The 22,314-nt window shown below is 30.0% G+C and carries 17 protein-coding genes, 2 tRNA genes and 2 rRNA genes; 5 read left to right on the plus strand and 16 right to left on the minus strand.

Annotated elements, in window-relative coordinates:
- Positions 1-34: 34 nt before the first annotated feature.
- The 5 genes from ACTTAW_RS00135 to ACTTAW_RS00155 form a co-directional block, all read right to left on the minus strand.
- Positions 35-1,024, minus strand: coding sequence for a hypothetical protein (locus ACTTAW_RS00135; protein ID WP_440650534.1), 990 nt, complete (start codon positions 1,022-1,024; stop codon positions 35-37).
- Positions 994-2,310 (minus strand): aminotransferase class III-fold pyridoxal phosphate-dependent enzyme, encoded by a 1,317-nt coding sequence (locus tag ACTTAW_RS00140; RefSeq protein WP_440650536.1) that lies wholly within the window; start codon positions 2,308-2,310, stop codon positions 994-996. The genes ACTTAW_RS00135 and ACTTAW_RS00140 overlap by 31 nt, the downstream gene beginning before the upstream one ends.
- Positions 2,304-3,158 (minus strand): aldo/keto reductase, encoded by an 855-nt coding sequence (locus tag ACTTAW_RS00145; protein WP_440650538.1) that lies wholly within the window; start codon positions 3,156-3,158, stop codon positions 2,304-2,306. Before ACTTAW_RS00145 ends, ACTTAW_RS00140 begins: the two co-directional genes overlap by 7 nt.
- Positions 3,159-3,272: 114 nt before the next feature.
- A complete protein-coding gene (pseB, locus tag ACTTAW_RS00150) occupies positions 3,273-4,274 on the minus strand; it encodes a UDP-N-acetylglucosamine 4,6-dehydratase (inverting) (RefSeq protein ID WP_440650540.1) in 1,002 nt (333 codons plus the stop codon).
- 3 nt (positions 4,275-4,277) lie between these two features.
- The gene (locus ACTTAW_RS00155) at positions 4,278-5,993 is read right to left on the minus strand and encodes an ABC transporter ATP-binding protein (protein WP_440650542.1); all 1,716 of its coding nucleotides are present in this window, start codon (positions 5,991-5,993) and stop codon (positions 4,278-4,280) included.
- Between the two features lie 236 nt (positions 5,994-6,229).
- Between ACTTAW_RS00155 and ACTTAW_RS00160 the strand changes: the two genes are divergently transcribed.
- Genes ACTTAW_RS00160 through ACTTAW_RS00170 form a run of 3 tightly spaced genes read left to right on the plus strand, consistent with a single transcriptional unit; the run spans position 6,230 to position 9,263 of the window.
- Positions 6,230-7,543 (plus strand): hypothetical protein, encoded by a 1,314-nt coding sequence (locus ACTTAW_RS00160; protein ID WP_440650544.1) that lies wholly within the window; start codon positions 6,230-6,232, stop codon positions 7,541-7,543.
- On the plus strand, positions 7,530-8,534 hold the full coding sequence (locus ACTTAW_RS00165; protein WP_440650546.1) for a formyltransferase family protein: 1,005 nt from the start codon (positions 7,530-7,532) through the stop codon (positions 8,532-8,534). The genes ACTTAW_RS00160 and ACTTAW_RS00165 overlap by 14 nt, the downstream gene beginning before the upstream one ends.
- Before the next feature lie 36 nt (positions 8,535-8,570).
- Entirely contained in the window at positions 8,571-9,263 is a 693-nt protein-coding gene (locus ACTTAW_RS00170; protein WP_440650548.1) for a hypothetical protein, read from the plus strand.
- A 4-nt stretch (positions 9,264-9,267) separates the two neighbouring features.
- On the opposite strand, the gene ACTTAW_RS00175 is transcribed toward ACTTAW_RS00170, so the two are convergent.
- The 5 genes from ACTTAW_RS00175 to ACTTAW_RS00195 all read right to left on the minus strand — a co-directional run bounded on the left by ACTTAW_RS00175 (position 9,268) and on the right by ACTTAW_RS00195 (position 14,780).
- Entirely contained in the window at positions 9,268-9,960 is a 693-nt protein-coding gene (locus tag ACTTAW_RS00175) for a class I SAM-dependent methyltransferase (protein ID WP_440650549.1), read from the minus strand.
- A gap of 199 nt (positions 9,961-10,159) precedes the next feature.
- Positions 10,160-12,912, minus strand: a 23S ribosomal RNA gene (locus tag ACTTAW_RS00180).
- A 130-nt stretch (positions 12,913-13,042) separates the two neighbouring features.
- Positions 13,043-13,118, minus strand: a tRNA-Ala gene (locus tag ACTTAW_RS00185).
- 12 nt (positions 13,119-13,130) lie between these two features.
- A tRNA-Ile gene (locus tag ACTTAW_RS00190) sits at positions 13,131-13,207 on the minus strand.
- Between the two features lie 98 nt (positions 13,208-13,305).
- Positions 13,306-14,780 (minus strand): 16S ribosomal RNA (locus ACTTAW_RS00195).
- Together the 16S and 23S rRNA genes with 2 tRNA genes alongside form the textbook arrangement of a ribosomal RNA operon.
- A gap of 337 nt (positions 14,781-15,117) precedes the next feature.
- Here ACTTAW_RS00195 and ACTTAW_RS00200 point away from each other — a divergent pair.
- Positions 15,118-16,410: a peptidoglycan DD-metalloendopeptidase family protein gene (locus tag ACTTAW_RS00200; protein ID WP_440650550.1), complete on the plus strand. Its 1,293-nt coding sequence runs from the start codon at positions 15,118-15,120 to the stop codon at positions 16,408-16,410.
- On the opposite strand, the gene ACTTAW_RS00205 is transcribed toward ACTTAW_RS00200, so the two are convergent.
- Genes ACTTAW_RS00205 through ACTTAW_RS00225 form a run of 5 tightly spaced genes read right to left on the minus strand, consistent with a single transcriptional unit; the run spans position 16,407 to position 21,087 of the window.
- Positions 16,407-16,847, minus strand: a complete 441-nt coding sequence (locus tag ACTTAW_RS00205) for a DUF4167 domain-containing protein (RefSeq protein WP_440650552.1) — start codon at positions 16,845-16,847, stop codon at positions 16,407-16,409. The genes ACTTAW_RS00200 and ACTTAW_RS00205 overlap by 4 nt on opposite strands.
- Before the next feature lie 10 nt (positions 16,848-16,857).
- Positions 16,858-17,700 carry a peptide chain release factor N(5)-glutamine methyltransferase gene (gene prmC / locus ACTTAW_RS00210; protein ID WP_440650554.1) on the minus strand — a complete coding sequence of 281 codons (843 nt, stop codon included), beginning with the start codon at positions 17,698-17,700 and terminating at the stop codon, positions 16,858-16,860.
- A complete protein-coding gene (gene prfA, locus ACTTAW_RS00215; protein ID WP_440647153.1) occupies positions 17,701-18,774 on the minus strand; it encodes a peptide chain release factor 1 in 1,074 nt (357 codons plus the stop codon). It abuts the gene before it with no gap.
- Between the two features lie 2 nt (positions 18,775-18,776).
- Positions 18,777-19,871, minus strand: a complete 1,095-nt coding sequence (gene ispG, locus ACTTAW_RS00220) for a flavodoxin-dependent (E)-4-hydroxy-3-methylbut-2-enyl-diphosphate synthase (protein WP_440650555.1) — start codon at positions 19,869-19,871, stop codon at positions 18,777-18,779.
- Between the two features lie 4 nt (positions 19,872-19,875).
- Entirely contained in the window at positions 19,876-21,087 is a 1,212-nt protein-coding gene (locus ACTTAW_RS00225) for an aspartate kinase (RefSeq protein WP_440650557.1), read from the minus strand.
- A gap of 76 nt (positions 21,088-21,163) precedes the next feature.
- Here ACTTAW_RS00225 and ubiG point away from each other — a divergent pair, with 76 nt between their 5' ends.
- Positions 21,164-21,886, plus strand: coding sequence for a bifunctional 2-polyprenyl-6-hydroxyphenol methylase/3-demethylubiquinol 3-O-methyltransferase UbiG (gene ubiG / locus ACTTAW_RS00230; RefSeq protein WP_440650558.1), 723 nt, complete (start codon positions 21,164-21,166; stop codon positions 21,884-21,886).
- Here the strand turns inward: ubiG and ACTTAW_RS00235 are convergent.
- Complete coding sequence (locus ACTTAW_RS00235) at positions 21,883-22,311, minus strand: DUF1178 family protein (RefSeq protein WP_440650559.1); 429 nt, start codon at positions 22,309-22,311, stop codon at positions 21,883-21,885. The genes ubiG and ACTTAW_RS00235 overlap by 4 nt on opposite strands.
- Between the last annotated feature and the right edge of the window lie 3 nt (positions 22,312-22,314).

Genomic DNA, 22,314 nt, shown 5'->3' on the forward strand with positions numbered 1-22,314 from the left:
TATTTTTTTATATATATTAAAAGACATTAAGTTACTATTTATTAAAAAAAGATCTAATTTTATTGATATATGATTTATCTAAATTTTTATCAAATAAATTAAATTTTTTTTTATCAATTAAAATATTTTTCAACTTTAAGATGTCATTTTTTTCTTTTTTTAAATATGAAAAATGAAATTGCCTTGTTTTATTTATAAACACTTTATCTATTTTTTGGCTTTCTTTACTATCAGAAAAAATTATTACAGGTATACCATGAATGACACCCTCGTATTTTGTCAAACCAGAATTAGTAATTAAAAGATTGCTTTTATTTAGTATATTATGAAATTTTTGAGTAAATCTAATTATCTTATAATTATTTTTTTTACATTTTAAAAATAATTTTTTCTTATAAGAATTTTTATTATATTTTCCGATCACTACTGCGATTTTTTTTTTAATTTTTAATTTTTCTAATAGTTTTAAAACATATAACGTACCCTCATAATTATCACTACCTCCAAAACTCAAAGTAATGTCATAAATTTTATTAGTTTTCATTATTTTATTTAAAGGATAAATGAAATATTCAAATCCAATTTTAATTCTTTTAATTTTTATTAGTTTTTTTTTTAATTTTTTCTCTACCTCAAAAGGAATAAGAGTTTTTATATTTTGTAAATTTATTATTGCAGACAAATTTTTATTTGTAGGCTCATCAATAATATAAACATTTTTTATTTTTTTTTTTTCCAATATTCCTTTTATTCTTAATATTGTATTTCGATCTAAAAATAATTTATTTGTTACATCTAATATTACTTTATTTTTTAGACTGATCTCATAATCTAATTTATATAAAAAAGAATCTAAGTTTTTAATTTTATCTCCATATGAATAATGACGTATGTTATTTTTTTTTATTTTAAGAATTGAAATTAAATTGTTAATTCTATTATAATGACCAAAACCAAATTTTTTTGAGGAGATAGAAAAAAACGAAAATTGACTTAATTTAGTCTTTGAAATGTTGAGTGACATACCGGACTATGTAAAAGCTTCTCTATTTTATAACCTTTTTCACATTCTGCTATTTTTTGAAATATAATATCCAAACATTCAAAGTAACTATTAAATTTCTTTAAATCATGTTTAATACAAATGTAAATAACATTCGAAGCCAAAATATTTGATTTCAACATCTCTTGGGTTATAAATGTTTTGTATTTTAAATTGTTTTTGCTATTGAAGCTGAAAGCAGGAATACCATCACTTCCAAAAACCTTAAGTGGTAATTCATATTTTTGACCCAACTTACTCAACTTATCTTTAAAATACTTGCCCTTTTTAGAAATTATTTCCCAAGATTTTATTTTCCTCATTATTTCTAAAGTTTTAAGAGCCGCTGTCGGACCTACTCTCTCCGTCCAAAAAGTACTACTAATAAATGTCTTTTGAGCATGATCCATAAATTTTTTTTTTCCTATTATCGATGTTATTCCATAACCATTACCTAATGCTTTTCCATAAACACAAATATCAGGAAAAATGTTATATTTTTCATGGATACCTCCATATGTTTCTCTAAATCCAGATGTACATTCATCAAATATTAAAACAAACTTATGTTTTTTTTTTAAATATTTAATAGCTTTCAAAAAACTTTCCGAAGGAGGGTTGCTTCTATAAACTTCCATTTTTACAATACCAATATTTTGTTTTTCAACAATTTTAGTTAATTCGTCAATATTATTGAAGTTGAAAGGATGAACTGTTCCTTTTAAATTATTTGGCACACCCTTTGTACTTAAACCTGTTAGTAAATGTTGGTCCAAATTTTTTTTATTTTTTATATTTGCAGATAAATACCAATCATGCCAACCATGATATCCACATATAGCTATATTTTGTTTTTTTGGACTACAAGAAGCTCTTGCAATTCTCACAGCTATAGCATTTGCTTCACCTCCGCTTCTAGCAAATTTCACCATATCTGCCCATTTATTTATTTTTAACAATTTTTCACTTAGCAAAAATTCCTCTTCACAATTCAAAGTGGACATATTACCTTTTTTTATATTTTTAATAACAGCTTCATCTACTTCATTATTAGAATAACCCAAAACACAAGTGCCAACTCCCATCAGACTCATATCTAGATACATTTTATTATCTAAATCAGTAACAAAACAATCTTTAGCTTTCTTAAAATATGCTGGCCATTTATTTGGTAAAAAAATTTCAGGTCTTTTTGATAAAAGCATATTTCCACCTGGGATAATTTTTTTAGCTTTTCTCCAAGTTAATTGTGTCTTATTTTTTACCATTTAAAAGGTTTTTTTAAAATTAATGATTGATTAAATTTTATATATTTTATTTTTAAATCTTTATTATATGCTTTTACAATTTTTTTCAATTGATCAAAGTTATCAACTCCAACTAAAATTTTGTCTATATGCTTTATTTTTTTTACAAATGCCGTACTAACTTCTAAAGAATTATAATTATTTTTTTTTAACCATTTATGCCATTCTAAAAAAAACTTATTTTTTTTAAATTTTTTAGGCAAATTGTCATATTTTGATAATAATAAACCCTGTAAATATATTGATCTAACTTGTATTTCTATTTTTTTTTCCTTAAGTTTTTTTAAATAGCTATTATCAAAAAATTCTTGATTAGCCACGGATAGTGGCAAGTTAACAATATCAATATTATATCTACTTATAATCAAATCTAATTCTTTTTTGGTATAAACAGATACTCCAAATTTTGAAAATTTTTTTTCTTTCTTTAACTTTTGCAAAATATTAAAAAAATTTAGTCCAAACTCTCCCTTTAACGCTGACGTATTATGTATTAGCAATGCATATAGCCGATCTATATTCAAATCATTCAAGATCTTATCAATCTTAGAAATAACTATATTTTCAAAACTTTTATTATTTTTTTTTTCTATACTTGAAATTTTTGAAGTGATTTGAAAATTTTTTAAATTTAATGAACCAAGGATATTATGAGATTTACCATATCCTTCAGCAGTATCAATTGAATTAATTCTTTCCTTGTTACAATATTTTATAATTTTTCTTATCTCGTTAAAATCTACAATACCTTTAGAATTACAAATTCCATAATTCATTCCGAACTGAGCTGTACCAATTGATAATTTCATTTTTTTTTGGAATTATTAATCAAAAATTTTAAAAGAGATATAAATTTATTTTTTTATTAATTAATACTTAACGAAAAGCAAAAATCAAAACACAAAAATTTATATATTATTAAATTAAAATTTGTTTATAAAATCCTTATTTTTTATAATCCATTTTTTTAATTGAGATTTTGTCATCCATTGATTATTTAGATCACTACTATAAACAAATCCTTTTTGTACTTTTAATCCTTTTCCAATACGTTTTTTGTCTAATGCCCAATTATTAATTTGTGGTAAAATTTTATAATAATCAGAGTATTCATAAGTTGAATAACTATCTTCAAAACTAATCATTTGCTCGTGTAACTTTTCTCCTGGTCGGATTCCAATAATTTTTTGTTTAGTCTTGGGCGCAATAACGTTTGCTATATCTATAACCTTCATTGAAGGAATTTTCTTAACATATATTTCACCTCCAATCATAGTATCAAATGCTTTCCAAACTAACTCGACTCCTTGCTTTAAAGTAATCATAAAACGTGTCATACGATTATCTGTTATTGGTATAATGCCTTTGTTTTTTTGTGATAAAAAAAATGGAATTACTGAGCCTCTTGAACCAATTACATTTCCATAACGAACTACAGAAAAACGTGTTTGATTACTAGATGCATATGATGAATTGCTAGCGACAAAAAGTTTGTCAGAAGCTAATTTACTTGCTCCATAAAGATTAATTGGACTACTTGCCTTATCAGTTGATAGTGCCACAACTCTTTTCACTCCCTGATCTATAGAAGCATCAATTAAATTCATTGCTCCATTAATATTTGTTTTAACACATTCAAAAGGATTATATTCTGCAGTAGGTACTATCTTTGTTGCGGCAGCATGTACAACAAAGTCAACATTATTTAACGCACGATGTAATCTTTCTTTATCTCTTACATCTCCAATAAAAAATCTTACTCTAGAGTCACTAGAAAACAATTTTGCCATTTCCCATTGTTTCATTTCATCACGCGAAAAAATAACTAAACGTTTTGGGTTATACTTTTTTAAAGTTAGTGGAACAAAACTATTACCAAAAGATCCTGTACCACCAGTCACTAATATTGAAGAATTTTTTAACATTTCTTAAATTTTTTCTACAGATGCTCTAAAGTTTCTGTTATTTTTAATTAACTCTTGAAAAGTTCCTTCGTTTATTAATTTACCTTTTTCTAATAAGAAAATTTTATCACATTTCTTAACAGTACTCAAACGGTGAGAAATTATTATTATAGTTATATCTTTATCTATATTGTCTATAGCTTCCATAACTGTTTTTTCAGTGACACTATCTAAAGCGCTCGTTGCTTCATCTAGAATTAAAACCTTAGGCTTATGATATAATGCTCTTGCAATTCCAATTCTTTGACGTTGACCTCCTGATAATCTTATGCCTCTTTCACCAGTTGAAGTTTGATATTGGTGAGGTAAATCATTCATAATAAAGTCATGCAAATTTGCAATTTTTGCTGCTTGTTTAACCGCTTCATGATTAATATTTTTGGGATCTATCCCTAATGCTATGTTTGCACTGATACTGTCATCAACTAAATAAATGTTTTGAGGAACATATCCGATAGTTTTTTGCCAAGCTTTAAGATTTTGTTTATTAACAACTACTCCATCTACTTCTAGTGTACCTTTCTGACATTCCAATAATCCTAGAATTATATCGACTGTCGTTGTCTTGCCACTACCTGTTTCACCAACGAATCCAACCGTTGCTTTAACAGGAATGGTTAAATTAATATCCTTTAAAGCTGTTCTTGATGATTGAGGATAATTATAATTAATATTATTTAAAGTAATTTTGTTATTAAAGGATAGAGGTGAAATATTTTGATCTATGTTCTCATTTATTGGTTTAAGACTTCTAGTATCTTCAAATATTGTTTCTATTGCAACTCGACCGTATCGTAATAAAGAAAATGAGTTATATATCCTTTGTAATGCTGGCATTAATCGATAACCCGCAAGAGCATAAAGAGTAATAATTGGAATAGTATCCAAAAATGTTCCAGTTTTAGACATTACATAAAGTAAAATTACCATCATTCCACCAAAAGCTAAAATTTCAATAAAGTAACGAGGAATTTGACTTATCAAAACAAATGAAGAATGATAATTTGCCATTTTTAAAGCTGGATCTGAAAATCTTTTAATATAAGTTTTTTCTAGTCTACTCAACTTTACCTCTTTGACTGCACCAAAAGCTTCTGATAAAGAAATAAAGCGTAACTGATTTGAATTAAAACGATTTTCTCCAATTTTTTTAACAAAACCCCTAGAAAGTTTATAAAATATCCAATAAGCACATCCAAATGTAAAAAAAACAGTAAACGCAATTTTAGTGTCTACTAAAATTAGTAAAGTTAATAATGCTATTACAATTACACTGTTCGCAACTAATTCTAGCATAGGTCTTATTCCATGACTTACTATAGTTCCAACTTCTCCAAGAATAGATTTTCCAAGATCTGCTGAATTACGATTTAAAAACCAACTGTAAGGCTGGTGCATGTAACTTTCTACCAAAAGTTTACTTATTGTATATTCAGTCATGTAAGTAAATCTTGACAACAAGTACATGGTTAATGCTTTAAATGATATTGAAAAAACGAGCAAAATAAATACCATTAATCCAAAAACAAAAAGAAATTCCTGGTTAGATTGAAAACCAAATTTTTCAAAAAATTTAAATAAAATATTTAGAATTGAATTAGTCTCTATAAGTGTTGGATTAGTTAGCACTGTCATAAAGGGCATGATTGATGCAACTCCAATCATATCCAGTAGTGACATAATTAAAATCATTAACAACAGTAGTGGTAAATTTTTTTGTTGTCTGGAAGATAAAAAAAACAAAAGTTTTCTTAAAATATTTAGCATATTTTTTAAAGATAATTAATTTTAAATACCCTAGATTAATGCTTTATAAAATAAATCATCATAACAACAGACATATTGATTTATGGTAATACATAAATTATACATAAACTAATTTGTTACACAACTAACATCATTTATTATTTTCTTATATGAAAAGAAAAATCTTCCTAATTGGTCTTAATCTTTATAGTGTTTTTTTAGCATTGCAAATTAAATCTAAAGCTAAAAATTCTAGCATCTGTATTATAGAAGGTTCACCAAATTTTATTTCTGCTTATAAAAAAATTAAGATAAAAAATTATATATTAAACCCAGGGTTTCATGCATTAGAGGACGTAAGATCAAGAAAACTTGTAAATGTTTTAAAAAAAGAGATTAAATTTATTAAAATAAGAAAAACAAGAGGCATGATAATTGGAAAGGAGTTAATCTCACATCTAGATGGGTATAAAGAGTGGCCAAAAAATATTTTGCAAAAATTTAAAATAAGAAAAAAAAATGTAACACTAAACCCAATTAAAGATCTGAACTACCTAAACAAGAATTATTTGCGATATTTAACTGATAATTATTTTGGTAAAGAGAATGACATAAAATACACTATAAGTTCCTCTTACCCATGGTTTTTTCCTAGTAATTATAAAATTAAATCAAATGATGAAGCCGCAGTATTTACCAAAAAAGTAAGACAAAAAAAAATTAAACACAGTTTTATTTTTCCAGAAAGAGGTCATTTTAGTGAAATTTCAAATGCATTAAGAATAATTTTAAGAAATAATAATATAGATGTTAAACTAAATATTCCAATTACATTCAAACAAAAACAAAAACAAATTTTTTTTGATGGGTATGATGATCTTAATAATACAGAAAATAAAAAAATAATTTGTATTCCAGTAAAACCATTAAATGACTCAATAAAAAAACAAAAGTTAAATGAATTAATTAAAAAAAAACGTCTACCAAAATTAAAGCCAATAAAATATTACACTGCTTTAATTGAAATTAAAAATTACATCAAAAGTGAACTAGATAAATTTTGTGAAATTATAGTTTCTTCAGAATATGCTTATGGATTAATAAGAATTTCACAATATTCAGATGTATTCAATATTAAAAATAAAAAAATTTATCAAATTGAATTTATTGAGCACTCTGAAAAAAGTAATATAAACGAGCAACTAAATGATATATTGCAATTATTTAAAAATTTTATTTCATTTAAAAATTCTAGTAGTAAAAATATAAAACTAATTGGCTATTCATTGGTAAGAAATATATTTAGACCTAATAAAAAAGATATTCAAAAAATTACATCAAGTACTATAAGTTTCTTTAAAAATAAAAAAAATATAATTTTCCCTCGGCAAATTACTTGGCCTATTAATTCAAATAAACATTTGCTATATGCTGAAGAAGATTATAAGAAAAAAATATTAAAATTTTTAAATGATAGAAAATAATAAATTTTTTTTAAAAAATTTCTCCAATGTTGTTATTTTTGGCCACCCACAGCCTGAGATTATTCAGATAAATAGAAAGTTAAAGCTTTCTACAACAGTTATAACTTCTGTAGATCAATCAAAATTAATGGATAAAAAATTAATTAATTACAAAGTCTTCAATTCAATTGACAATAAGTGTTTGAATTATCTTAAAAATAAATTTGATTTTAAAAAAACATTATTTATTGGAATAGGTCCTAGATATATCTTTAAAAAAGAAACTATTAAATTATTCGAAAAAAATTTTATCAATATACATAATTCTAGACTGCCACTTGATGCTGGAGGGGGTGCAGGATCTTGGACTATAATGCGAGAAGATAGAATATCTAATATGTGTATTCATATGATGACAGAGGATATTGATGGTGGGCAGATAATCGCGAATGAGCTATCACTATATCCCAAGAATTGTATTATACCCTCTGATTTAAAAAAACACAGTGCAAAATTAATGATAAAATTTTATGAAAAATTTATGAAACAACTCCTTAAAAAAGGAGAGTTTGAGTTAAAACCTCAAATTCATTACTTATCTAGATACAATCCAAGGTTAAATACTGAAGTAAGCGGTTTTATAGACTGGAGTCTAAATTCTTATGATTTAATAAATTTTATAAATGCTTTTGAAGATCCATACAAAGGTGCCTCTACTTATTTAAACAATGGAAATTTTGGAAAACTTTATTTAAAAAAAGTTCAATTACATGGTGGTGATACTCCAAACCACCCTTACATGTCTGGGATAGTTTCTAGGCATGATAAAAATTGGATAGTTGTTTGCACATCATCAAAGCACATGTTGTTAGTTGAGGAAGTAATTAATAGTGATGGAGAGAACATAATTAGTAAAATTAAGATTGGAGATAGATTCTTTACTCCTTACGAAAAATTGAATAATGCTAAATCTAAAAGAATTTACTACAACTCTTATGGTTTGAAAAAATAAACTTTTTATATATTTTAAAAATCAATTTACATTTCTATGCAAAAATTTTTAATTGTTGGATGTGAAAGATCGGGCACACATAAAGTTAAAGAATTTATATATAATAATCTGAAAATAAAAATTAAGATCCAAAGTTTTGAGAAAAAAATTTATGAGGGTTTATTAAGGAGGGATATTTTTTTAAAAAAAAAAAATTTTTATATTTTTAATCCAGCCTTAGATAAAAAATATGAGACTATAAAAAAAAAGATATTGCTAAAAAAAAAAATACTAAGCACACATAAATTCTACAATGAGATATTTTATGATTTTAAAGGATATAATTTCATTCTTACAACAAGAGATCCTATAGATCTTATTGTTTCAACTATTTTATATGTTACTAAGAAAACTACGCTAAATTTTAACAAACAATATAAGATTAAAGATGCAATGGAATTAGCAAAAAACAAAAAAACAATTAATAATTACATTAAAAATTATAACAATTTTTATAAAAAATTTTTAACAAATAAAAACTTAAAAAATTTAAATAAATTTATTATTATAGACTTAAAAGAAAAAATTAAAAAAAAATTTCTAGTGTTTGGATATAAAAATTATAAAATTAAAAAATCATATCTTCATTCCACAAAACCAAATAAGAAATTACATGAGTTCATAAAAAAAAATTATAATTTTGATAAATCTTATGAGATTTACAAATTAATTAAAAAAAATACTAAATAACTTATTATTTTTGACACAAAGCCATAAAAACATCGGTGCAATTACCATTTATTATATTTGTATCTCTACCTAAAATTACTTTTTTAAAATGTTTTAATAAAACTCTCTTGAAAAAACTCTCATTATTAAAGAAAAAAAATTTTTTACCAAATCTAATTTTGTCTTTTTTATCATTTATCAAAAAAATATTATTAGATATTTTTTTTGTCTTCTTAAAAAAATCACTTTTATTTCCTGTTGTTGTAATATATAGAAATTTGTTTTTCTTTATCACTCGACAATATTCTTTTAAGGCTAGGTCTATATCTTCAAAATTATTCTCATAATGTAAGGTGTTAGTCATTAACAAATCAAATAGATCATTTTTGAATGGGATGAGTCTATTGTGGCCAACTTTGATGTTTAATCTTTTATTAGGAAATTTTTTATTTAATATTTTTTTTGTAATATCACAAATACCTTCATTTATTTCTACTCCATGAACTTTACAACCAATATCAGCAAATGGAATAAGATTATTTCCAAACCCACAACCGACATCAACTATTTTTGAATTTTTATTTATGTCTATTTTTAATCCGCTATATCTTCCAAATATCGTCTTAAGCATTAACTCTTGTGGATATTTTGGATATTTGTCAAATTTGATTGATTTTCGATGAAAGGTTTTCCAGTCTTTTGATTTACTTTTAATCATATTTTTTTTTAAGAAATATGATTTATAAGATAAAATTTCATTTTCAAATTATTATTCTTTAATTATTTTAGCGTAAGCTAAATTAGAATAAAATCTTTCTACTTTATTGTTGATGTTCATATAAAATTTATCTGGAATAATTGTTAGTTGTTAATAACTGTATAATATCTTTTTTATTTAAAAAATTTTTTTCAGTGCATAAATCAAGCCAATTGAGCTATTAGTACTGGTCAGCTGCACGCATTACTGCGCTTCCACATCCAGCCTATCAACGTGGTGGTCTACCACGGCTCTATAGGAAGAACTAGTTTTGAGGTGAGTTTCCCGCTTAGATGCTTTCAGCAGTTATCTCGTCCATACTTAGCTACCCGGCACTGCAGCTGGCGCTACAACCGGTCCACCAGTGGTATGTTCAACCCGGTCCTCTCGTACTAGGGTCAACTCCTCTCAATTCTTCTACACGCATAGCAGATAGGGACCGAACTGTCTCACGACGTTCTGAACCCAGCTCACGTACCACTTTAATTGGCGAACAGCCAAACCCTTGGGACCTGCTCCAGCCCCAGGATGTGATGAGCCGACATCGAGGTGCCAAACACTGCCGTCGATATGAGCTCTTGGGCAGTATCAGCCTGTTATCCCCGGCGTACCTTTTATCCGTTGAGCGATGGCCCTTCCACTCAGAACCACCGGATCACTATGACCGACTTTCGTCTCTGCTCGACTTGTCAGTCTCACAGTCAGGCAGGCTTATGCCATTGCACTCTACGAACGATTTCTGACCGTTCTGAGCCTACCTTCGCACGCCTCCGTTACTATTTGGGAGGCGACCGCCCCAGTCAAACTACCCACCATACAATGTCTTGACGCCGGATAACGGCAGTCAGTTAGATACCAAGAAAAACAAAAGAGGTATTTCACTGGTGACTCCACAAAAACTGACGCCTTTGCTTCAATGTCTCCCTCCTATACTAAATATGTTTTTCCTAATACCAATGTAAAGTTGCAGTAAAGGTGCACGGGGTCTTTCCGTCTAACTACGCGAACTCCGCATCTTCACGGAGAATTCAATTTCACTGAGTTGATGTTGGAGACAGCGGAGAAATCGTTACGCCATTCATGCAGGTCGGAACTTACCCGACAAGGAATTTCGCTACCTTAGGACCGTTATAGTTACGGCCGCCGTTTACTGGGGCTTCAGAAGTTAGCTTGCACCAACCGCATTAACCTTCCAGCACCGGGCAGGCGTCAGACCCTATACATCCACTTACGTGTTAGCAGAGCCCTGTGTTTTTGATAAACAGTCGCTTCTCCCTGGCTTGTGCCACCCATCTCTAGTTGCCTAAAAACAGGTCTTCCTTATCCCGAAGTTACGGAAGCATTTTGCCGAGTTCCTTCAACATCATTCTCTCAAGCGCCTAAATATACTCTATTAATCCACCTGTGTCGGTTTAGGGTACGGTCTAATGATGGAGCTATTTCTTGGAACCTTTTCGCGGCAAGTTCAATCCATTAAGAACTCACAACTTACAAGATCCGTCACTACCATCTGGTTAAGGAATATTAACCTTATTTCCATCGACTACGGCTTTCGCCCTCGCCTTAGGTGCCGACTAACTCTGCGCGGATTAACCTTGCGCAGAAACCCTTGGATTTTCGGCGAAGAAGTTTTTCACTTCTTTTATCGTTACTTATGTCAGCATTCGCACTTCTGATACCTCCAGGATCCCTCGCGGGTACCCCTTCACAGGCTTACAGAACGTTCCGCTACCAGTTATAATTTCCGAAGAAATTATAAATCCACAGATTCGGTATATGATTTTAGCCCCGTTACATCTTCGGCGCAGAAACTCTATTAGACCGGTGAGCTGTTACGCTATCTTTAAAGGATGGCTGCTTCTAAGCCAACCTCCCGGCTGTTAAGGAATTTCCACATCCTTTCACACTTAATCATAATTTGGGGACCTTATCTGGTGGTCTGGGCTCTTTCCCTCTCGACCATGGACCTTAGCACCCACAGTCTGTCTGCTGAAGAACAACACTTAGCATTCGGAGTTTTATTAGGTTTGGTAAGAATCTCTTCCCCCTAGCCCATTTAGTGCTCTACCTCTAAATGTCTATTTATTCAACGCACTACCTAAATAGTTTTCGCGGAAAACCAGCTATCTACGAATTTGGTTGGCCTTTCACCCCTTACCACAAGTCATCCAAAGACTTTTCAACGTCAACTGGTTCGGTCCTCCGGTTGGTGTTACCCAACTTTCAACCTGCTCATGGTAAGCTCATTCGTTTTCGGGTCTAATTCATAAAACTAATCGCCCTATTAAGACTTGCTTTCGCTGCGCCTACACCTAGATGGCTTAAGCTTGCTTTATAAATTAAGTCACTGACCCATTATACAAAAGGTACGCCGTCACTCTAAAAAGAGCTTCGACTGATTGTAGGCATGCGGTTTCAGGTTCTATTTCACTCCCCTAATAGGGGTTCTTTTCACCTTTCCCTCACGGTACTAGTTCACTATCGGTCACTGAAGAGTATTTAGGCTTAGAGGGTGGTCCCCCTATATTCGAGCAGGATTTCACGTGTCCCGCTTTACTCAAGAATTTTGTTAAACATTACTCATACGGGACTATCACCCTCTATGGTTAGCATTTCCAAACTATTCAAATTTTTTTAACAAAACTACTGGCCTAGTCCGCGTTCGCTCGCCACTACTTACGGAATCTCAATTGATTTCTTTTCCTCTGGTTACTTAGATGTTTCAGTTCTCCAGGTTGTCTCTTTAAACCTATGTATTCAGTTTAAAGTACCACATAAAGTGGTGGGTTTCCCCATTCGGAAATTTTCGGATCAAAACTTACATACAGCTCCCCGAAACTTATCGCAGTATATCACGTCCTTCATCGGCTTTCAGTGCCAAGGCATCCACTACACGCCCTTAAACGCTTGATTTATGCACAGAAAAAAATTCTGTGTTGAATCAAATTTTTATTTTGAACATTAGCTAATAACATTACTAATATTCGGATATAGATATTGATATTAATTATTAATTTTTACGATTTTTTATAACTAAGTGTTTTGGTGGAGGATAGCGGGATCGAACCGCTGACCTCCTGAATGCAAATCAGGCGCTCTCCCAGCTGAGCTAATCCCCCATGATCTTAAATTGGTGGGCCGAGAAAGACTCGAACTTTCGACCCCACCCTTATCAAGGGTGTGCTCTAACCAACTGAGCTACCGGCCCCTATGCAAAGAGAAACACTACTTTAAGAAGAGAAATGAGGACGGTCAACATTACCTGTATATTATTTAGAATGAAATTTTACTTTCATTCATCCTTAGAAAGGAGGTAATCCAGCCGCAGGTTCCCCTACGGCTACCTTGTTACGACTTCACCCCAGTCGCTGACTATACCGTGGTCAAGGGTTTTAAACCTTGCCTTAAGGTAGAACCAACTCCCATGGTGTGACGGGCGGTGTGTACAAGACCCGGGAACGCATTCACCGTGGCACGCTGATCCACGATTACTAGTAATTCCAGCTTCATGCACTCGAGTTGCAGAGTGCAATCCGAACTGAGGTATCTTTTAAGGATTTGCTTGACCTCGCAGTCTTGCTTCCTGTTGTAGATACCATTGTAGCACGTGTGTAGCCCAACACGTAAGGGCCATGAGGACTTGACGTCATCCCCACCTTCCTCCAGCTTATCACTGGCAGTTCTTTCAGAGTGCCCAACTTAATGATGGCAACTAAAAGTGAGGGTTGCGCTCGTTGCGGGACTTAACCCAACATCTCACGACACGAGCTGACGACAGCCATGCAGCACCTGTGTTTCGTCCGGCCGAACCGAAAACTCTAATCTCTTAGAGTCGCGACGAACATGTCAAGTGTTGGTAAGGTTCTGCGCGTATCTTCGAATTAAACCACATGCTCCACTACTTGTGCGGGTCCCCGTCAATTCATTTGAGTTTTAACCTTGCGGTCGTACTCCCCAGGCGGTGTGTTTATCGCTTTCGCTGCGACACTGAAAATAAATTTCCAACGTCTAACACACATCGTTTACGGCATGGACTACGAGGGTATCTAATCCTCTTCGCTACCCATGCTTTCGTTCCTCAGTGTCAGTAATGATCCAGAAAGCTGCCTTCGCAATTGGTATTCTTTCTAATATCTACGAATTTCACCTCTACACTAGAAATTCTGCTTTCCTCTATCATACTCTAGCTGAAAAGTTTTAATGGCAGTTCCAGAGTTAAGCTCTGGGATTTCACCACTAACTTTTTCAACCACCTACGAACTCTTTAAGCCCAGTAATTCCGAACTACGCTAGGTCCCTTCGTATTACCGCGGCTGCTGGCACGAAGTTAGCCGGACCTTCTTATTCGGGTACAGTCATTTTCTTCCCCGACGAAAGAGCTTTACAACCCAAAGGCCTTCTTCACTCACGCGGCATCGCTGCATCAGAGTTTCCTCCATTGTGCAAGATTCCCCACTGCTGCCTCCCGTAGGAGTTTGGGCCGTGTCTCAGTCCCAATGTGGCTGATCATCCTCTCAAATCAGCTATTGATCACAGTCTTGGTAGGCCATTACCCCACCAACAAACTAATCAAGTGCAGGCTCATCCAATGGTGCATAAAGCTTTCTCCGTAAAGACTTATCTGGTATTAGCACAAGTTTCCTCGTGTTATTCCAGGCCAAAGGGTAGATACCTACATGTTACTCACCCGTCTGCCACTAAGTATTGCTACTTCGTTCGACTTGCATGTGTTAGGCGTGCCGCCAGCGTACGTTCTGAGCCATGATCAAACTCTCAAGTTTAAAAACGGCGCACACTAGCTTCCATATAAATTCTAAGAATAAAATTTATATGTGATTGAAGTGTGTACGACAAATTTTTGGTAACCTTAACCGTCCACACTTCTCTTCTTAAATCTTAACTTTTAAAATAGCTAATTGAGCAAAAAAGGCTCAATAATCCTCACTAATTTATTGTATTAACAATAATTTTACTGAGAAAGTTCAGTGCTTATAGGCTAAAAATAATGGAAATCAAGCATTTAAGAATAAATTTTTAAATAAAAACACCGCATTTTAAGGGCTTTTTTTTGATTTTTACCACTCTCTAAACTAATAATTGTGTTCACTTAAATATAAAATGTTTAAAAATCTATTAAGTAAGATTAAAAAAAATATTGAAATTTTTGGCTTAGTTTTATTGATTATTCTTACTGCTATCTCCACTAGTTATTTTAATTCAACAAAAAAAGAGGGTTTAAAAATTTATGATAATTTTGTTGATAACATTTACTTTAAGAAAACGCTTACACACATAGTTGAAAATCTTGAACCAAAATACAAAAAAATAAAACATAAAATAAAATCTGGAGAAACCTTTGATAAAATTTTAGAGAATTATCAAATACAAAAAAAAGAAATATTAGAAATAAAAAATGCTTTAAAAAAAAAAGTTAATCTTAATAAATTAAATACCAAACAAATTATAGAGTTCAGCTTAGATAAAACTACTAATCAAATTAATGAATTTACTTTTCAAATATCAAATAAACAAAAAATATTTTTAGTAAGAGATAATTCTAAAAATACTTTTAATGATGAAATTATATCAATTAAATTGGATAAAAAAATAGTCTACAAAGAAAATTTAATTTTACAAAGTCTATATAAAGCTGCAACAGATGAAAAAATACCAGCAAACATAATAATTGAATTTGCTAGGATATATGGTTTTCAAGTAGACTTTCAAAGAGATATAAGAAAACAAGATAAATTTCAAATAATGTATGAAATTTTCCTTAATGATAAAAATGAAATTATTGAAACAGGAGAAATACTTTTCGCTAATTTAAAATTAAGTGGTCAAGATAATGGACTTTACTATTTCGATAAAGAAGGAAGCGAGGGACATTATGATAAAAATGGTAAGAGTGTTAAAAAAGCTTTAATGAAAACTCCAATTAATGGAGCAAGACTTTCATCTCCTTTTGGTATGAGAAAACATCCTATAGATGGATACAATAAAATGCATAGAGGTACTGATTTTGCAGCACCAACAGGAACACCTATAATGGCATCTGGTGATGGTGTTGTAAAAAAAGCTGGATGGTGTGGTGGAGGTGGAAATTGTGTAAAGATAAGACATAACTCAACTTACCAAACAGTTTATGCCCACATGTCAAAATTTGCTCGAGGTATTAAAGCAGGAGTAAGAGTAAAACAGGGTCAAACAATTGGTTACGTCGGTTCTACAGGTAAATCTACTGGACCTCATTTGCATTACGAAGTAATTGTAAATGGAAAAAAAGTTAATTCTCAAAAACTTAAACTTCCATCAGGTAAAATATTAAAAGGTAAAGAAAGAAAGTTATTTGAAACAAAAAAAATTAAATTAAATGTTCTTAAATCTGAAAAGATAATAGGTTTAAATTAATTAGCTTCTGCTACTGTTTCACTTTTAAGATCTATGTTAGAATTATCTTCTAAATTTTTTTCAGAAACATCAACGTTTTGTGATGGTTTATTTGTTTCTTTTCCATTTTCATCAGATTTATCCTCTAAATTTCTTTCTCTTTTAAAGCTTTCTCTTTCATTTAGTATCCTTGTAAAATGATCAGCGTGCTGAAGGTAATTTTCAGAGAGAATTTTGTCACCATTTGATAAAGCTTCTCTAGCTAGATCATTGTACTTTTCAATTAATTTTGGTGCATTGTGATTGTTTCTTCCTGGAGATTTTCTTTTGAAATTATCGCCATTAGAAAAATTTGAACTAAATTTCTGCCTGTCACCATTAGATTTAAAATTTCTATCGTTTCTTCTAAAATTATTTCTTCTATTGTTGTTATTACTGTTATTCCTAAATGTTACCATGTTTAAAAAATTATATTTTTGTGCAGATTATGCATCGATCATTATTAGCAAGATCTTTTAGAACACTATTTATATAAAAACCCTCTTTATTTAATAATTTAATTACTTTATTTTTTTGATCAAAACCAATCTCTAAAATAAATTTACCATTTTTTTTAATCAGCTCAGATGATTTTTTAATAACTTTTCTGATTTCTGATAATCCATCTAATCCACCATCTAATGCTATTTTTGGTTCAAACCTAGCAACTCCTTTATCCAAATATTTTATAATATGTTTTTTAATATAAGGAGGATTAGAAACAATTAAATCATATTTGCCCAAACTAAATTTGTCAACATTAGATTTATATAATTTAAGTCTAGTATGAACCTTTAAACTAGTTGCATTCAAATTAGCTATTTTTAAACAAATTTTGCTTATATCTATTCCAGTTCCATAAAAATTTTTTCTCTCTTTTAATATAGACAAAAGTATACAACCAGATCCTATGCCAATATCTAAAATACTAAGTTTACTTTTATTTTTTGTTAAATTTAAAATATTTTCAACAATTAGCTCAGTATCAGGACGAGGTATTAAAGTATCTTCTGTTACAAAAAATTCTGAATTCCAAAATAACTTTTTATTAGTTAAATGAGATACTGGCTTACCTTTGGACCTTTCATTAATTAGTTTTTGAAACAAATTTAAATTTGCTTCTTCTATTTTTTCTTGAGAATTAAGTATTAAGTATTTTTTATCTTTATTAATTGCTTTTGACATTAAAATTTCTGAATCCAAATAAGGATTTAAACAAAACTTATCTTTTAAAATTTGAGCTCCCTGAGTTATTGCTGATTCAATATTCATTTATTTTAAATTACTTAAACTTTCTTCTTGTGCTTGTAATGTAAGGGACTCAATCATTTCATCAAAGGCTTCGCCTTCAAGAAATTCTTCTAATTTGTGCAAAGTTAAATTTATTCTGTGATCTGTAACTCTTCCTTGTGGAAAATTATAAGTTCTAATTCTTTCTGATCTATCTCCAGTACCAATTTTAGTTTTTCTATCTTGTGATCTTTCTTGATCAATTCTTGATCTTTCAAGTTCATATAATCTTGCTCTTAAAATTTTCATTCCTTTTGCTTTATTTTTGTGCTGAGATTTTTCATCCTGTTGAGAGACTGATAAACCGGTTGGTATATGAGTTATTCTAACAGCACTATCTGTTGTGTTAACTGATTGTCCTCCTGGACCACCTGCTCTAAAAACATCAATTCTTAAGTCAGAGTCGTTTATTTTTAAATCCACTTCTTCCGCTTCAGGTAATACAGCAACAGTGGCCGCAGATGTATGCACTCTTCCTTGTGTTTCGGTATCTGGAACTCTTTGAACTCTATGTACACCGCTCTCATATTTTAATGTTGAATATATATTTGTACCTTTAATCGATGCAATTACCTCTTTTAAACCTCCCGCATCACTTCTAGAAATAGAAATAAGTTCTAATGACCATTTTTTTTTGTGACTTACTTTTTCATACATTTTGAAAAGGTCTGAAGCAAATAAACTTGCCTCTAGTCCGCCTGTTCCAGCTCTTATTTCTATTATTGCATTTTTTTTATCTGCCTCATCTTTTGGTAGTAGAAATAATTTTAATTTTTTTTCATTGATCTCATGTTGAGATTTCAAATCAACAAGTTCTAACTCAGCCATATTTTTTAATTCTTTATCTGATGAGTTATCCTCTAATATTTTCTCTAATTCTTGTTTTTCATTTTCGAACGATAAATATTTTTTAGCATTTAAAATTATTTCATTAACATCAGAATATTCTTTCGACTTTTCAGCAAATACTTTATTATCCAAACTTCCTGATGACAGATCTTTTTCTAGTGTTGAATGTTTTGTAATTAATTCTTCAATAGTCTTTGTTGGTATCATTGTTAATTTTCTAATTCAGAGGCCTTTTTTTCAACTTCTGCTACAACTTTATTAACTATATCATTAGTTAATACTTTTTCACTTTGTGCCCCAGATAAATAAAGCATATTATTACCTTTTCCACCTCCAGTTATTCCAATATCAGTTAACGCAGCCTCACCAGGTCCGTTCACAACACAGCCAATTATAGATAGGGTAATTGGAGTTTTTATGTGAGATAATTTTTCCTCTAAAATTTTAACTGTATCAATTACTTGAAACGCTTGCCTTGCACAAGATGGACAAGAAATTATTTTAACTCCTCTATTTCGTAATCCTAAAGATTTAAGGATTTCATTTCCAATCTTAACCTCTTTTACAGGATCATCTGACAAAGAAACTCTTAAGGTGTCACCTATCCCGTCTAATAGCAATGAACCTAGTCCTATTGAAGATTTAACACTTCCTGATACAAAACTTCCAGCCTCAGTTATTCCAAGATGAAGAGGATAATCAGTAGCATCCGAAAGCTGTTTATAAGCTGCAATCGACAAAAATACATCAGAGGACTTAACGCTTATCTTGAAATTAAAAAAATCTTGATCCTCTAATATTTTAATATTTCTTTTAGCACTTTCTACTAATGCCTCAGGGCATGGCTCTTTATACTTTTCTAGAATATCTTTTTCTAAAGAACCCGCATTAACTCCTATCCGAATTGAACAATCATTATTTTTTGCTGCGCTTAAAACCTCATAGATTTTATTTTTATCGCCAATATTTCCAGGATTTATTCTTAAACACTTTGCTCCATTTTCTGCAGCTTCTATTGCTCTTTTATAATGAAAATGAATGTCTGCAATTACAGGTATTTGAACATTTTTTGTAATTTCTTTTAAGGCTTTTGAAGAGTCTTCATCTGGACAGGAAACTCTTACTAAGTCAGCACCTTCTTCATGAATTTTATTTATTTGTTCTATAGTAGCTGAAATATCTGTAGTCAAAGTATTAGTCATTGATTGAACTGATATTGGATTGTCACCACCAACTTTAACATTACCAACTTTAATTACTTTAGTTTTTTTTCGATTTATATTTCTAAATGGTCTTATGTTCATAAGTTTAATCTAGGTTAAATTCTTTATGAAGAGCGGCTATTGCTTTTTTTACATTTTTTGATGAAACTAATACTGAAATTTTAATTTCAGATGTTGATATAACTAAAATATTTATTTGTTTTGAAGCTAAAGCTTGAAACATCCTGTAAGTAATTCCAGGTGTAGTAATCATCCCAACTCCAATTATAGAAACTTTAGAAAGATTTTTATCAAAAGAAAGTTTTTTATAAGATATCGATTTATTTTGCTTGATTAATTTCTCAGTTTTTTTTAGATCATCAGATTTAATTGTAAAAGTTAAGTCAGTATCTTTTCCATTTTGAGAAATATTTTGTACAACCATATCAACGTTAATTAAATTTCTTGATAGTGGTCTAAAAACTGAAGCAGCAACACCAGGTCTATCTTTAACTCCTACAATTGTGATCTTAGCATCATTTTTAGTTGAAGATATCCCTGTAATTATTTGATCGCTAAACGCTTTTTTAGAGCCTGTTATTAATGTACCTGTTTTATTAACAAATGAAGACTTAACTTTAATATCTATATTATTTAGCTTTGCATCTTGAACCGATGTTGGTTGCATCACTTTTGATCCTAAAGATGCCATTTCCAACATTTCGTCATAAAATATTTTTTTAATTTTCTTTGCTTTTTTATGTTGTCTTGGATCAGTAGTATAAACACCATCGACATCTGTATAAATAATACATTCATCAGCTTTAATAAATTTTGCTAACATTATTGCAGTTGCATCCGAACCACTTCTTCCAATTGTGGTAATTCTATTTTCATTATTAATTCCTTGAAAACCAGTAACAATTGGGATTCCACCTTGTTTCACATAATTATTTAATTCTTTTGTAATTATCTTATTTATTCTTGCTCCAGAATAAGGTCCATCAGTAATTATTGGTAATTGCCAAGAAACCCATGACCTAGACTTAAAACCATCATGAGTAAGTCTTCCAGCAATTAAAGCACATGAAACTTGTTCTCCAGTGGATACAAGTGCATCATATTCAGATCTGCTAAAATTATTACTAATTTGCTTCGATTTTTTTACAAGCTCATTGGTTACTCCACTCATTGCAGATGAAATCACCAAAACTCTATTTTTTTTCTTTTTATAAGCAGCTATAATTTTGCATACTTTTTTTATCCTATCGATACTACCAACAGAAGTTCCGCCAAATTTTAGTACAACAGTTTTCATGATCAGTTGAATTAATATAATTTAATTATAAATTGATAAAGTACATCTTAATTGTTATGTCAACTAATTATATATTATGAACAGTATTAATAAAAAAGAAATAGAAAAATTTTCAAATATGGCGGCCGAATGGTGGGATCCAGAAGGAAAATTTAAACCTCTTCATAAATTTAATCCTATAAGAATAAGATATATTAAAGAAAATATAGTTAAGGAATTTCAACTTAAAAATAAAAAATATCCTCTTTCTGGAATAAATGTCCTTGATATTGGATGTGGAGGTGGATTGTTATCTGAGCCCATATGTAGATTAGGAGCTAATGTTACAGCAATCGATGCTTCAAAAAAAAATATTGCAATAGCAAACCTACATGCAAAAAAAAACAATCTTAAAATAAACTATATATGTTCATCGCCTGAAAAACTAAAAACTACAAAAAAATTTGATGTAATTTTGAACATGGAGATTGTTGAACATGTTGAGGATGTTGATTTTTTTTTAAAATCATGTGCTAACCTTTTAAAAAAAAATGGATTAATGTTTGTTGCAACTATAAATAAAACCTTAAAATCTTATATATTTGCAATTGTTGGTGCAGAATATGTTTTGAGATGGCTTCCTATCGGCACTCATGAATGGGAAAAGTTTGTTAAGCCTGAGGAATTAAAAAGTATTCTAATCAAGAACAATTTAAATCTGAAAAAAATTGATGGAATGAATTTTAACATTCTAAAGGATGAATGGAATGTTTCTAAAGATTTATCAGTAAATTATATTGCTGAATTTAAGAAAAACTAATTTTCTTTTTCATCAACCCAAGGAATTAATTGTGTATCTATGCCCTCTTCTTTGAGTTCTTTAACGTCTTTTTGAGAGGCTTTACCATATATCCCTTTTGTGGGTTTCTTACTATTGTAATGAATAGATCTAGCTTCATATGCAAAATTATCCCCAACATACTTAAAATTATCTTTTATAAACTTTTGGTAATTTTTAATTGTTTTCTTAATTTTTTTAAACTTCTGAGTATCAAATTTTTCTTCATTTTTAGCTTTTCTACTTATTAGCTGAGGAGCCATTAATGTTTTTTCAACTTTTTCAGAATTACAGTTGTGACAGATTAAAAGTTTTTTCTTTTTTAATTTTTCATATTCTGATGAAGTAGAGAACCAACTATCAAACTTTAATTCACAGTCGTTACACAAAAGTTTGTATTTTATCATAGT

Origin of the sequence: Candidatus Pelagibacter sp. HIMB1495, assembly GCF_052047955.1 — a bacterium.
Taxonomy (GTDB): domain Bacteria; phylum Pseudomonadota; class Alphaproteobacteria; order Pelagibacterales; family Pelagibacteraceae; genus Pelagibacter.

What these genes read in the sequence shown, in the direction of transcription:
- ACTTAW_RS00135 (WP_440650534.1), bottom strand. Translation starts at nt 1,024, where the DNA reads ATGTCACTCAACATTTCAAAGACTAAATTAAGTCAATTTTCGTTTTTT.
- ispG (WP_440650555.1), bottom strand. Translation starts at nt 19,871, where the DNA reads ATGAACATAAGACCATTTAGAAATATAAATCGAAAAAAAACTAAAGTA.
- prfA (WP_440647153.1), bottom strand. Translation starts at nt 18,774, where the DNA reads ATGATACCAACAAAGACTATTGAAGAATTAATTACAAAACATTCAACA.
- ACTTAW_RS00170 (WP_440650548.1), top strand. Translation starts at nt 8,571, where the DNA reads ATGCAAAAATTTTTAATTGTTGGATGTGAAAGATCGGGCACACATAAA.
- ubiG (WP_440650558.1), top strand. Translation starts at nt 21,164, where the DNA reads ATGAACAGTATTAATAAAAAAGAAATAGAAAAATTTTCAAATATGGCG.
- pseB (WP_440650540.1), bottom strand. Translation starts at nt 4,274, where the DNA reads ATGTTAAAAAATTCTTCAATATTAGTGACTGGTGGTACAGGATCTTTT.
- ACTTAW_RS00145 (WP_440650538.1), bottom strand. Translation starts at nt 3,158, where the DNA reads ATGAAATTATCAATTGGTACAGCTCAGTTCGGAATGAATTATGGAATT.
- ACTTAW_RS00165 (WP_440650546.1), top strand. Translation starts at nt 7,530, where the DNA reads ATGATAGAAAATAATAAATTTTTTTTAAAAAATTTCTCCAATGTTGTT.
- ACTTAW_RS00200 (WP_440650550.1), top strand. Translation starts at nt 15,118, where the DNA reads ATGTTTAAAAATCTATTAAGTAAGATTAAAAAAAATATTGAAATTTTT.
- ACTTAW_RS00205 (WP_440650552.1), bottom strand. Translation starts at nt 16,847, where the DNA reads ATGGTAACATTTAGGAATAACAGTAATAACAACAATAGAAGAAATAAT.
- prmC (WP_440650554.1), bottom strand. Translation starts at nt 17,700, where the DNA reads ATGAATATTGAATCAGCAATAACTCAGGGAGCTCAAATTTTAAAAGAT.
- ACTTAW_RS00160 (WP_440650544.1), top strand. Translation starts at nt 6,230, where the DNA reads ATGAAAAGAAAAATCTTCCTAATTGGTCTTAATCTTTATAGTGTTTTT.
- ACTTAW_RS00235 (WP_440650559.1), bottom strand. Translation starts at nt 22,311, where the DNA reads ATGATAAAATACAAACTTTTGTGTAACGACTGTGAATTAAAGTTTGAT.
- ACTTAW_RS00175 (WP_440650549.1), bottom strand. Translation starts at nt 9,960, where the DNA reads ATGATTAAAAGTAAATCAAAAGACTGGAAAACCTTTCATCGAAAATCA.
- ACTTAW_RS00225 (WP_440650557.1), bottom strand. Translation starts at nt 21,087, where the DNA reads ATGAAAACTGTTGTACTAAAATTTGGCGGAACTTCTGTTGGTAGTATC.
- ACTTAW_RS00140 (WP_440650536.1), bottom strand. Translation starts at nt 2,310, where the DNA reads ATGGTAAAAAATAAGACACAATTAACTTGGAGAAAAGCTAAAAAAATT.
- ACTTAW_RS00155 (WP_440650542.1), bottom strand. Translation starts at nt 5,993, where the DNA reads ATGTCACTACTGGATATGATTGGAGTTGCATCAATCATGCCCTTTATG.